The 11,796-nt window shown below is 66.9% G+C and carries 10 protein-coding genes; 2 read left to right on the top strand and 8 right to left on the bottom strand.

Annotated features, from left to right (window positions below; genetic code table 11):
• Positions 1–49: 49 nt before the first annotated feature.
• On the top strand, positions 50–586 hold the full coding sequence (locus tag AC3ENJ_RS00570) for a DUF3515 domain-containing protein (RefSeq protein ID WP_190807115.1): 537 nt from the start codon (positions 50–52) through the stop codon (positions 584–586).
• A gap of 53 nt (positions 587–639) precedes the next feature.
• Here the strand turns inward: AC3ENJ_RS00570 and AC3ENJ_RS00565 are convergent, their stop codons facing one another.
• From AC3ENJ_RS00565 to leuC, 6 genes are all read right to left on the bottom strand, one after another.
• A complete protein-coding gene (locus tag AC3ENJ_RS00565; RefSeq protein WP_190780176.1) occupies positions 640–1,803 on the bottom strand; it encodes a D-alanine--D-alanine ligase family protein in 1,164 nt (387 codons plus the stop codon).
• Positions 1,800–2,945: an NAD(P)H-dependent glycerol-3-phosphate dehydrogenase gene (locus tag AC3ENJ_RS00560; RefSeq protein ID WP_190780175.1), complete on the bottom strand. Its 1,146-nt coding sequence runs from the start codon at positions 2,943–2,945 to the stop codon at positions 1,800–1,802. Before AC3ENJ_RS00560 ends, AC3ENJ_RS00565 begins: the two co-directional genes overlap by 4 nt.
• A complete protein-coding gene (locus AC3ENJ_RS00555) occupies positions 2,942–3,685 on the bottom strand; it encodes a lysophospholipid acyltransferase family protein (RefSeq protein WP_190780174.1) in 744 nt (247 codons plus the stop codon). The genes AC3ENJ_RS00560 and AC3ENJ_RS00555 overlap by 4 nt, the downstream gene beginning before the upstream one ends.
• A 56-nt stretch (positions 3,686–3,741) precedes the next feature.
• Complete coding sequence (gene murA / locus AC3ENJ_RS00550) at positions 3,742–5,061, bottom strand: UDP-N-acetylglucosamine 1-carboxyvinyltransferase (RefSeq protein WP_190780173.1); 1,320 nt, start codon at positions 5,059–5,061, stop codon at positions 3,742–3,744.
• Positions 5,062–5,161: 100 nt separating this feature from the next.
• Positions 5,162–5,761: a 3-isopropylmalate dehydratase small subunit gene (gene leuD, locus AC3ENJ_RS00545; protein WP_190780172.1), complete on the bottom strand. Its 600-nt coding sequence runs from the start codon at positions 5,759–5,761 to the stop codon at positions 5,162–5,164.
• Between the two features lie 58 nt (positions 5,762–5,819).
• Positions 5,820–7,286: a 3-isopropylmalate dehydratase large subunit gene (gene leuC / locus AC3ENJ_RS00540; RefSeq protein ID WP_431812709.1), complete on the bottom strand. Its 1,467-nt coding sequence runs from the start codon at positions 7,284–7,286 to the stop codon at positions 5,820–5,822.
• 156 nt (positions 7,287–7,442) lie between these two features.
• Between leuC and AC3ENJ_RS00535 the strand changes: the two genes are divergently transcribed.
• A complete protein-coding gene (locus AC3ENJ_RS00535) occupies positions 7,443–8,255 on the top strand; it encodes an IclR family transcriptional regulator (protein WP_431812708.1) in 813 nt (270 codons plus the stop codon).
• A 4-nt stretch (positions 8,256–8,259) separates the two neighbouring features.
• On the opposite strand, the gene AC3ENJ_RS00530 is transcribed toward AC3ENJ_RS00535, so the two are convergent.
• Both AC3ENJ_RS00530 and AC3ENJ_RS00525 read right to left on the bottom strand, forming a co-directional pair.
• A complete protein-coding gene (locus AC3ENJ_RS00530) occupies positions 8,260–9,927 on the bottom strand; it encodes a GTPase (RefSeq protein WP_431812707.1) in 1,668 nt (555 codons plus the stop codon).
• On the bottom strand, positions 9,924–11,678 hold the full coding sequence (locus tag AC3ENJ_RS00525; RefSeq protein WP_431812706.1) for a dynamin family protein: 1,755 nt from the start codon (positions 11,676–11,678) through the stop codon (positions 9,924–9,926). The genes AC3ENJ_RS00530 and AC3ENJ_RS00525 overlap by 4 nt, the downstream gene beginning before the upstream one ends.
• Positions 11,679–11,796 lie beyond the last annotated feature (118 nt).

Below are 11,796 nucleotides of genomic sequence, written 5' to 3'. Positions count from 1 at the left end.
CACCCGGCTTCGCAGAGGCCACCCGGTCAGCGCGTCTACAGTGGAGATCATGTTCTTCTCCCGCGTGCGCACCCAGGACGGATCCCACGGACTCCCCATTCCCACCCGCCGCGCGGCACTGACGACCATGACACTGGGGGCTTTGCTGCTCACCGGCTGTGGCTCCCCCGTGACGGTCGAGGGAGCCCCGAATAATACCGATCCCGCGTGCGCTTCCGCCATGCTGGCCATGCCCGAGACCATGGGCGATTTGGACCAGCGGGCCACCACCAGCCAGGGCACCACGGCCTACGGTGATCCCTCGGGCGTGATTGTGCGCTGCGGAGTGGAGCCGCCGGCTCCCACCACGGATCCGTGCACCAATGTCAACGGAGTGGACTGGCTCATCTCCGAGGTGGAGGGTCAGGAGAACCAGTGGCGAGCCGTCAGCTACGGTCGCTCCCCCGCCGTGGAGATGCTCTTCGACACCGGTCGTGTTCCGTCATCCACCGTGATCGTGGAGGCCAGCAGCGCGGTGGCGCAGATCCCCCAGCAAAATGCGTGCCTGTCCGTGGCCGACACCCTGGACGCGCAGAGCACCCCCTGACCCACGACGGGCAACGGGGACCCGAGACGGTCGGCGATCGACGCGCGGAGTGCTCAGCGCAGTCCCACGGGGCGTTCGAGCGCCAGTGAAATCAGCTCATCAATCAGATCCGGATACTCCAAACCGGAGGCCGCCCACATCCGCGGGTACATGGAAATCGGGGTGAACCCGGGCATCGTGTTGATCTCATTGATGATCACCCGGTGATCGGGCGTGACAAAGAAATCGCAGCGCGAGAGTCCTTCACCGTCAATGGCGTCGAATGCCACGACTGCCCTCTCCCGCAGGGTCTCGATCACATCCTCGGGCAGATTCGCCGGGCAGGACAGCCGGGCGCCGTCGTCCACCACGTACTTGGCCTCGAAGTCGTAGAAGTCATGACCCTGAACCTCGATCTCACCGGGCAGGGACGCACGGGGCGCGGACCACTCGTGAGCACCCAGCACGGCGCACTCGATTTCACGGCCGTCGATCCCCGCTTCGATCACGAGCTTCAGGTCGTGCTCGCGAGCGGTCTCGATTGCGGCGTCGAGGTCTTCGGTCCTGTCCACACGGGTGATCCCGAACGAGGAACCCGCACGTGCGGGCTTGACGAACACGGGGAAACCCAATGCCGCCACGTTCTCACGGACCCGCTCCGGATTGGTCAACCAGTCGCGGTTGTGGACCACGGTGTAGGGGCCAACCTCCAGCCCGGCGGCTTCGAAGGCGACCTTCATGAAGTGCTTGTCCATGCCGATGGCCGAGGCCGAGACACCGCAGCCCACGTACGGCAGATCGGCCAGCTCCAGCAGACCCTGCAGGGTGCCGTCCTCACCGAACGGCCCGTGCAGCAGCGGGAACACGGCGTCGATGTGACGGCCCCGCGACAGTGCGCCCCCTTCGGTCCCGCACCCGTGGATGAGCAACTCGTTCTCCCCCACTTGCAACGGCAGGGTCACTCGTTTCTCGCCCACGGGCAATACGGCCATGGGCTGGCTGTCCAGAAGGCTCTCCAGTTCCTCCTGCGAAAACAGGAACCAGGTGCCATCGGTGGAGATGCCCACGCTCACCACGTCCCACCGATCACGATTGATGGCACGCAGCACCGAACGGGCGGTGATCAAGGACACCGAATGTTCGGAGGAACGGCCTCCGAAGACCACGGCCACGCAGGGTTTACCGGCCGCGCCGACCCCCTCCGCAGTTCCTTGAGCGTCCTCCGCCGTGTTCATCATGCGCTGTTCCCTTCGGATTTGAGGTCTCGGCCGAGCAGCTTGGGTGCCAGCTGATCCACCGGGATGTCACCGCGCAGCACACCCACCACCGCCTCGGTGATGGGCATTTCCACGCCGTGTTCTTGGGCCAGAGCCAGCACGGCGGGGGCGGATCTAATGGCCTCCGCGGTCTGAGTCATGGCGTCCTGGACCTGGGACACAGTCAGTCCCGAACCCAGCAGCCTACCCGCAGTGTGGTTCCTGGACAGCGAGGACGAGCACGTGGCGACCAGGTCGCCCATGCCGGACAACCCGGACAATGTGGTCAGCTCCCCTCCCAGCGCCAGGGCCAGACGGGTGGTTTCGGCCAGTCCGCGAGTCATCACGGAGGCCTTGGAATTGTCGCCGTAGCCGCGGCCGTCGCAGATGCCCACGCACAGGGCGATCACGTTCTTCACCAGACCACCGATCTCGGTGCCGGTGACGTCGGTATTGGTGTACGGCCGGAAGTAGGGTGCCGCGCAGCAACGGGCCACCCACGCCGCGGTGGTCAGCTCGGGTGCCGCCACCACGGAGGCCGTGGGCTCTTCCCGCGCAATTTCCATGGCCAGGTTCGGGCCGGACAGCACGCAGGAACGGCGCGCCCACCGATCACGACCACCGCCCGCGCGCTCGCCCAGAGCCTGGGCGATGACCTCCGTCATGCGCAGTCCGGTCGCGGATTCCAGGCCTTTGGCCAACGACAGCACCACCGCGTCCGGATCAATGAATTCCGCCACCGCGCCGAGTTGGGCGCGCAGGGATTGAGCGGGAATGGCGGCCACCACCAGCCGCGCCCCGCTGAGAGCTTCCCCCAGATCAGAGGTGACATGGATCTCACGCGGCAGATCGATGTCCGGCACATACCGCTCGTTGCGGCCGGTCTCACGGACCCGGTTCATTGCCTCGTGATCACGGCCCCACAGGTGGACGGTGCGTTCGGCACCCGCATCCCGGGCAGCGTCGGCGAGGACCTTGGCGAAGGTGGTGCCCCACGAGCCCGCGCCCAGCACCGCGATCTTGCTCGGGCCGTTGGGTTCCTCGGCCAGGGCCGTCAACGACGACGCCGCGGCGGCCTCCGGGGGTGCCTCGCGATCGATCGGACGGCCGGTCGAGACGTTCATGAAGATTCCTTGCGGGCGCGGGGATCAAAGCGGGACTCGGGTGCCTGTTCACCGCGCAACTGGGCCACCAGATCGGTGATCCGGTCCATGATCACGGCGGTCGCGTACGTGAGGTCCTCCGCCGTCGGGTGGTCCGTGGGCTGTTTGCCGGGGCGCAGGAGCTCCCGCGGCTGCAGCGGTTCCCCAATGATCACGCGGACCCTCTTGGGCGGGAACAGGTTGACCGTCCGGTGACCCTGCGGGTCACGGTATAGCACATCCTGGTCACCCCAGTGCGCAAGCGGCACCACGGGAACCTGCCCCTGCAGGGACAACCGGGCCGCACCCGTGTGGGCTCGCATGGGCCACATGCGGGGGTCGCGGGTCACGGTGCCCTCCGGGTAGACCAGAATGGCGCCGCCGTCCTTGAGTTCGGCGAAAGCTGCCTCCAGGGAATCCTTGGCGCGGGTGGTCCCGCGATAGACGGGCACCATACCGATGTGTGAGAGCAACCATCCCAGGACGGGCACACGGAACAGGGATTCCTTGGCCAGGAACCGGGGCATGATGCCGGACTTGTAGACCGGGTACGCCACCGTGATGGGGTCGATCTCCGTGAGATGGTTGGCCGCGACCACGAACCCGCCGGAGGCCGGAAAATTTTCGGTCCCGCGCCAGGAAATCCTGGCGACCAAGCGGTAGACGGGAATGGCGATCCCGGCCAGAATCCGGTACGTGGACCGCTGCGACGTTCTACTCACTCGAGCATTCTCTCCCTACACCGCTCGTGACAGACACTCGCTGGGCCAAGGCCACCTCAGCGTTCTTCGAGATCGAAATCCGCGCCCAGTCCCGCCAGCTTATCGGTGAAGTGCTCGTAGCCGCGTTTGATCAGCTCGATACCGGTCACGTGGGAGACACCGTCCGCCGCCATGGCCGCGATCAGGTGCGAGAATCCACCGCGCAGGTCGGGAATGTTGATGTCCGTGGCCTTCAACGGGGTGGGTCCGGAGATCACGGCGGAGTGCAGGAAGTTGCGCTGACCGAAACGGCAGGGCACGGAACCCAGGCACTCGCGGTGCAGTTGGATGTTGGCGCCCATGCGGTTGAGGGCGCGGGTGAACCCGAAGCGGTTCTCGTACACGGTCTCGTGCACGATCGACACACCATTGGCCTGGGTGAGGGCGACCACCAGGGGTTGCTGCCAGTCGGTCATGAACCCGGGGTGCACATTGGTTTCCACAATGAGGGGGTTGAGGTCGCCGCCCGGGTGGTAGAAACGGATACCTTCGTCCTGAATGTCCAGGCCGCCGCCCAGTTTCCGGTAGGTGTTGAGGAAGGCCATCATGTCCGATTGCTTGGCCCCTGCCACCAGGATGTCTCCGCCGGTGGCCAGCGCCGCCGACCCCCAGGACGCGGCTTCGATCCGATCCGGCAACGCACGGTGCCTGTAGCCGCGCAGCTCGGGGACACCCTCGATCCGGATGACCCGGTCGGTCTGCACCGTGATGATCGCACCCATTTTCTGCAGGATGGCGATCAGGTCCATGATCTCGGGCTCGGTCGCGGCGCCGCGCAGTTCGGTGTGACCCTCCGCGCGGGTTGCGGTGAGCAGCACCTGCTCGGTGGCGCCCACGGACGGGTACGGCAGATCGATCTTGGCGCCCTGCAGCCCGTGCGGTGCGCTCATGCGGATGCCGGATTCCAGCTTCTCCACGCGGGCACCGAAATTACGCAGCACTTCCAAGTGGTAGTTGATGGGTCGGTCGCCGATGCGGCAGCCTCCCAGGTCCGGGATGAATGCCTCACCCAGGGCATGCAGCAGCGGTCCGCACAGCAGGATCGGAATCCGGGAATCCCCCGCGTGAGCGTCGATATCCGCGTGGCGCGCCCGGGTGACGTTGGAAGGGTCAAGGCTCAGAACGCCGTCGGCGCCGTCGCGGGTGACCGTGACCCCGTGCAGGGTGAGAAGATTCGTCACCACGGCAACGTCCTTGATGTCGGGAACGTTACCGAGCACCGACGGCGTGGAACCGAGCAGCGCAGCGACCATGGCCTTGGGAACCAGGTTCTTGGCTCCGCGCACAGTGACCTGACCTGACAGCGGGACTCCGCCGGTGATTCTTAAAGAACTCATGACCTACCGATCTCGGGGGGAATCTAATGTCCCGCCGCACACCGCAGTACGGAACCTGCCCATTCTAACGAGTCGGCGGCGTGATCATCGCACGGAGTTCTCAGCTTTCTGCCGGGAGCGTGACGGGTTTGAAGGCCGGTCGGCCGTGTTCGTAGGCCTTGACGTCCTCATCGTGTTGCAGGGTGAGACCAATGTCATCAAGACCCTCCATCAGACGCCACCGGGTGTAGTCGTCGATCTGGAAGGGCACCGTGACCGTGTCGCACGTGATGGTCTTGGACTCGAGATCCACCTCGATCTCAATACCGGGCTGCTCGTCCATGAGTTTCCACAACATCTCCACGTCCGATTGATCCACCTGGGCGGCTAACAGACCCTGCTTCCCCGAATTGCCGCGGAAAATGTCAGCAAAACGGGAGGAAATGACCACGTGGAAGCCGTAGTCACGCAGCGCCCACACGGCGTGCTCACGCGATGAGCCGGTACCGAAGTCCGAGCCGGCCACCAGGACGGAACCGTTCTTGTAGACCTCCTGATTCAGCACGAAGTCCGGATTCTTCCGCCAGCCCGCAAAGAGGGCGTCGTCAAAGCCGGTTTTGGTGATGCGCTTGAGGTACACGGCCGGGATGATCTGGTCCGTGTCCACGTTGGACTGCTTCAGGGGCACACCGGTACCGCGGTGAGTGGTGAATTTCTCCATGGTGAGGTCCTTTACTGTTGCGGGCCCCGCCCGCTGTGGCGGGGCACCAGCGAACGACTTAGCGTGCGGATGCGGATTCCAGATCGGACGGCGAGCTGAGCGTTCCGCGCACCGCGGTTGCCGCGGCAACCACTGGTGAGACCAGGTGGGTTCGGCCGCCCTTGCCCTGGCGGCCCTCGAAGTTGCGGTTGGAGGTCGAGGCGCAGCGCTCCCCCGGTGCCAATTGATCCGGGTTCATGCCCAGGCACATGGAGCAGCCGGCAAAGCGCCAGTCCGCGCCGAAGTCCTTGAACACCCGGTCCAGACCCTCCGCCTCGGCCTGCAGTCGGACCTTGGCGGAACCGGGAACCACCATCATGCGCACGTTCTCGGCCTTGGTGCGTCCCTTCACGATGTCCGCGGCGATCCGCAGGTCCTCGATACGGGAGTTGGTGCACGAGCCCAGGAACACGGTGTCCACCGCGATGTCCTTCATGGGAGTACCGGATTCCAACCCCATGTAGTCCAGCGCACGCCGCGCGGCATCCTTGGCGTTGTCGTCCCCGGCGTCCTCGGGGTTCGGGACGGCTTCGGACAGCGGAACACCCTGGCCGGGGTTGGTGCCCCAGGTGACGAACGGCTCCAGCTCGTCCGCGTTGATGAACACCTCGTTGTCGAACTCCGCGCCCTCATCGGTGTGCAAAGTGTTCCAGTACTGGACCGCCGCATCCCAGTCCTCACCCTGCGGGGCGTGCGGGCGGCCCTGCACGTAATCGAACGTGGTCTGGTCCGGGGCGATCATGCCGGCGCGCGCCCCCGCCTCGATGGACATGTTGCAAATGGTCATCCGCGCTTCCATGGACAGCGACCGGATGGCCGAACCGCGGTACTCCAGCACGTAGCCCTGACCGCCGCCGGTGCCGATCTTGGCGATCACGGCCAGAATGATGTCCTTGGAGGTCACGCCCGGTTTGAGGGTGCCCTCCACCGTGACGGCCATGGTCTTGAACGGCGCCAGCGACAGGGTCTGGGTGGCCATGACGTGCTCGACCTCGGACGTGCCGATACCGAAGGCCAGGGCACCGAACGCACCGTGGGTCGAGGTGTGGGAGTCACCGCACACCACGGTCATTCCCGGCTGGGTCAGACCCAGCTGCGGGCCCACCACGTGCACAATGCCCTGTTCGGCGTCTCCCAGGGAATGCAGGCGCACGCCGAACTCTTCGCAGTTGGCCCGCAGGGTGTCGATTTGTTTGCGGGAGGTCTCGTCCTTGATGGTCGAGAAAATGTCCTCGGTGGGAGTGTTGTGGTCCTCGGTGGCAATCGTCAGATCGGGGCGGCGCAAACCACGCCCGGCCAGGCGCAGGCCCTCGAAGGCCTGGGGGCTGGTGACCTCGTGAACCAGGTGGAGGTCGATGTAGATCAGATCCGGCTGACCGTTCTCCCCCTGGCGCACCAGGTGGTCCGCCCAGACCTTCTCGGCCAGTGTGCGCGCGGTGGCGCTGGAATCCTGCGCAACGGAGCGGATTCCGGTGGTTTGTGACATCTCAACTCTCCTGGTCATGGCTACGTCGGCGAACCGGCCGCGAGTCGCCGCGCGTGGTTTGCCCGGCACCGTGTTTTCTCCATGGTCCACGGGACCCGGCGAAGAGTTCCAGTGTACTCGCTTGCTTCTCGCATTGTGAGACGGCAATCTTAGAGCATGGACATTATTGATGCGATGGATCCGACCGGTGCACCCCTGGGAACCCCGCTGGGCGGTCGAGGAACGGGTGCCGGCATGCCCGGGGAGTCCTCCTTCTCCCCGTCCGGTGTGGGAGTCATCGACAAGGCCTCGCTGATCCTGGACGCCCTGGAGGCCGGCCCCGCATCACTGGCCGATCTTGTGGAAGCCACCGGGCTCGCGCGTCCCACCGTGCATCGCCTGGCCGTGGCACTAGCTCACCACCGGTTTGTGGGTCGTGATGTGCAGGGCAGGTTCGTCCTGGGCTCCCGCGTGGTCGAACTCGCCTCCGCGGCCGGTGAGGATCGGCTCATTTCGGCGTCGGCGCCCGTGCTGCTCCAGTTGCGTGACGCCACCGGCGAATCGTCGCAGGTGTTCCGCCGGCAGGGCGAGTGGCGGGTCTGCGTGGCCTCCGCGGAACGGCCCATCGGGCTGCGTGACACCATTCCCGTGGGCACCCAGCTGTCCATGAGGGCGGGTTCCGCCGCCCAGGTCCTGATTGCGTGGGAGGACCACGCCCGGCTGATCGAAGGGCTGTCCCACGCCCGGTTCTCCGCCACGACCCTGGCCGGCGTCCGACGCCGCGGCTGGGCCCAGTCCATCGGCGAGCGCGAACCCGGCATCGCCTCGGTCTCGGCTCCCGTGCGCGGACCTTCCGGTCGCGTGATTGCCGCCGTGTCCATTTCCGGCCCCATTGAACGACTCTCCAAGCAGCCGGGGCAAAAGCACGCGGAAGTGATCGTGCAGGCGGCACGCCAGCTCACCGAGGCGGTGCGCGTGAGTGGATCCTGACCGGCTAGCGGACCTGCGCGGTGGTCACCGTGAGGGACTCGCCGAACCTGCGGTGGGCCTGCAGTTCACGCTCCACCGGGGACTCCACGAGCTCTCGTGCGGTCTCGCGCACCGACTCGCCCAGGCGGCGTCGTAGTCGGGAGGCCCGCAGGCGCGAGGCGACGGAGGCGATGACTCCGCCCGTGATGGCCAGGAAGATCGCCACCACCACGCCCGTGATGACCATGAGCGTGGGCACCGGGAGCGGGAATCCCTCGACCGTGGGCGGCGGGGGCAGCGGAATCTGGAAGTAGTCTGCCGCGAACAAGCCCAACAACCACAGCAGTCCCACCACGGTCATGGCCATGGCGATCCACTGCAGCACGTCGAAAAGAATCCACCACCAGGACGCGGATCGTGCGGAGAACTTGGTGCGCGCCACGGCCTGGTCCAGGGCGTCCGGGAGGCGTGAGTCGTTGGACCGAGCGGCCACACGCACACTGCGCCGCCACGGTGCCCCGGCACCCTCGGACACCGCATCCGCGTAATGGCGCACGGCGGAGTCCGCCGATGCCTTCTGTGAGGCGTTCATGGGTGGCAGGGACGTGCGATGCACCGAAGGGTCAGAGCCCTTGTCGTGGCTTTCGATGTGCAGGCGCTTGAGCGGATCCTTGCGGAAGTTCGCGAGCCAGCGTGTTGCGATCCAGCCCGTGTGCTTGCCGGCGCGCAGGCGGTAGGAGCGTGCGGCGGCGTCGGCAATGAGGTCCACTCCCGCGGCGCGCACGAGGCCCGAGGTGAGCTGCTCACTCGCTTCGCGTGTGATGCCCCGGGGGTCGCCCTCGCCGGCGGCCTCCGCGAGAACGTGTCCGGCATGGATCACGTCCGCCTCGAGCCGTTGCCCCGCGGCTGCCCGGTGTGCTGCGATGGCGTGGATGCGCTCGCGCAGATCGGGCACACCCTCCCCGGTCAACGCGGACACCGCCACGGGGGTACTGGGCCCGGACGTGGGCAACCCGTCCTGGGCGAGCAGCTCCCGCAGCGAGGCCAGCACGTGGGGCAGGTCTGAGGGGGCCAGGCGGTCGGCCTGGTTCAGCACCACCATGGTCACCGCGCCGTGCCGGGCCAGTGGCTGCACGAAATCCTGGTGCAGCACGGCGTCGGCGTACTTCTGGGGGTCCACCACCCACACGACCACGTCCACCAGGCCCACCATGCGCTCCACGATGTCCCGGTGCTCACGCGTGACCGAGTCGAAATCGGGCAGGTCCAGCAGAATCAGGCCGCCACTCGTGGTGCTCGTTCTGCGGCCCTTGCCTGTGCTGATGCTCAGGGCGGGGCCCACCACGTGGCGGTCGCTGACGTCGAGCCAGTCGAGCAGGGCCTCGCTGCCCTCCTCTCCCCGGATCGCAGCCAGCGGCTGGGACGTGGTGGGCCGGCGCGCCGCGGTGCGCGCCAGATCCTGGCCGATCACCGCGTTGAACAATGTGGATTTTCCCGATCCTGTGGCGCCGAAGAAACCGACCACGGTGTGATCGGCGGACAGCGCCCGCCGCTGCCCCGCACGGTCCAGGGCGTGGCGGGCGGCCGTCACCGCGTCCTGGTCGAGACGACCCTCGGCCAGTTCCGCGGCTTGGGCGAGACCCTTGATCCGGTCGGACAGCGTGAGCCCGAGGTGTTTGGTGCGCCGTTTCACAGGGCCTCACCGGCCGTGCGAATGTCCTGGGCCGCGGACCGCAACTCGCCCGCGGTGGGGTGCTCACCCAGTTCGTCCAGACGGTCCAGGAACGCCTTGGCGCGCTGATCCAGCAGGTGCTTGATGCGGGTTTCCAGGTTCTCGCGCGCTTTCTGGCTCATTCGCCGGACGGCGTCCTCCCCGAAGACCGCTTCGAGCAGTTTGGTACCGACCACGCCGGAGCCACCGGCAATGCCGACCTCGAGACCGGTGAGACCACCGGTCATGGAAAACACACCGATCATCAGAATCACGGCCAGGGCATTGACCCCCAGGGACAGGGCCCGGGCCTGCGTGCGCTTACCCGCGCCTTCCTGTTGGATCATGAGCATGACGTCCGACTGCCACGAGCGGATGTGCTCGGCGGTGGTTTCGGGATAGTTCGCCGGCAGGGCGGACAGATCCCGCCCCGCGAGCAGGACCTGCCCCGAGGTTTCATCACGCCAGCGCCGCTCGGCCAACTCCGAGGCGCGCGCGGTGTGTTCCACGATCACGGCCTGCAGACCGGTTTCAATGGCTTCTTCGACCTGGACCTCCGGGGCGGGCTCACCTTTGAAGAACGCGGTGATCCGGTCGCGCATCCGCCCGATGCCGGCCTCGAGGTTGCGGAAGAACTCGCCGGTGCCCACGAAGTCCTGCCAGCGGGCCAGGACCTCCCCGCGCAGCAACGTGCCGTCACGGGTGGAGTCGATGATGGCGGCCAGGGCGTCGTCGAAGGCGGTGGTGACCTCACGGCGCAAGTGGTCTTCCGTGCGTTGCTGGCCCTCCACCGCGTCCGCGGTTCGATCGGTGGTGTCCGCGAGCTCGCGCACGGCGCCGCCCAGCGTGCGTGCCGCGATGTCCGAGCGCGCCTGGGCGTCGGCCCCGAGCTCTTCGAGCCAGCCACGCAACGGGGCCACCACGGGCGGCGGCAGCATGTCCAGCTCATTGAGCGGAGATTCCTCCACCACAAAGATGGGCGCGTGCCCGAGCCCTTCTTGATTGAGCATCCGCCGCAGGTCGTCCTGGATTTCTTCCGCCGACGCCGCCTGCACACGATCCAGCACCACGGCCACGGTGATATCGCGGCCGGCCGCGTTACGAAGCAATTGCCACGGCACCGCGTCCGCGTATCGATTGGCGGTCGTGACGAACAGCCAGAGGTCCGCCGCGGACAGCAACTGGGCGGCGAGCGCGCGGTTGTCGTCGGATACGGAATCCACGTCCGGTGCGTCGAGCACGGCCAGGCCCTGCGGAATCTTCTCGTCCGCCAGCAGCACCAACGAACCCGTGTCCTCCACGGGGCGATCGCCCTCGGACCGCGCCGGGGCCGTGACCGTGGGGTCCATGAGCTTGCCTCGCACCCGAGCCAGATGCGGCAGGACGCGCTGCGACGTGAACGCGGCGGCGTCGTGGGGGTGGTGGATCAGCAGCGGTCTGCGAGTGGTGGGCCGAATGGCACCGGAACGCGTGACGGGATGACCCACGAGTGCGTTGACCAGCGTAGATTTTCCCGCGCCGGTGGATCCGCCGACCACCGCCAGCAACGGGGCGTCCAGGGACCGGACGCGCGGCAACACGTAGTCGTCGAGCTGGGCGACGGCCCGGCCCACGGTCTCTCGCTGCTGCGGCGCACTGGCCGTGGCCAGCGGCAACGTGGTGGAGCTCAGGAGGTCTCGGGTCCGCTCGAGCGCGTCGATCAGCGAAGTGGCGGATGCGTTGTCGGTGCTCACGCCGCCATTGTGCCAGCCTTCAGCTCGGGGCGAGTGCTACATCACCCACGACACGAACGCAGGATGCGGCGGCACGCGTGAGCGGTCACGTGCGAGACCACCGGCCGCGGGAACGAAA

Source organism: Kocuria sp. cx-455 (assembly GCF_057707085.1).
The sequence above is the reverse complement of the archived record's forward strand: the minus strand, read 5'-3'. Positions and strand labels throughout refer to the sequence as shown.

Bases quoted from the DNA above. Each gene is read 5' to 3' on its own strand.
- AC3ENJ_RS00570 (WP_190807115.1), top strand. From the start codon at position 50: ATGTTCTTCTCCCGCGTGCGCACCCAGGACGGATCCCACGGACTCCCC.
- AC3ENJ_RS00565 (WP_190780176.1), bottom strand. From the start codon at position 1,803: ATGATGAACACGGCGGAGGACGCTCAAGGAACTGCGGAGGGGGTCGGC.
- AC3ENJ_RS00560 (WP_190780175.1), bottom strand. From the start codon at position 2,945: ATGAACGTCTCGACCGGCCGTCCGATCGATCGCGAGGCACCCCCGGAG.
- murA (WP_190780173.1), bottom strand. From the start codon at position 5,061: ATGAGTTCTTTAAGAATCACCGGCGGAGTCCCGCTGTCAGGTCAGGTC.
- leuD (WP_190780172.1), bottom strand. From the start codon at position 5,761: ATGGAGAAATTCACCACTCACCGCGGTACCGGTGTGCCCCTGAAGCAG.
- leuC (WP_431812709.1), bottom strand. From the start codon at position 7,286: ATGTCACAAACCACCGGAATCCGCTCCGTTGCGCAGGATTCCAGCGCC.
- AC3ENJ_RS00535 (WP_431812708.1), top strand. From the start codon at position 7,443: ATGGACATTATTGATGCGATGGATCCGACCGGTGCACCCCTGGGAACC.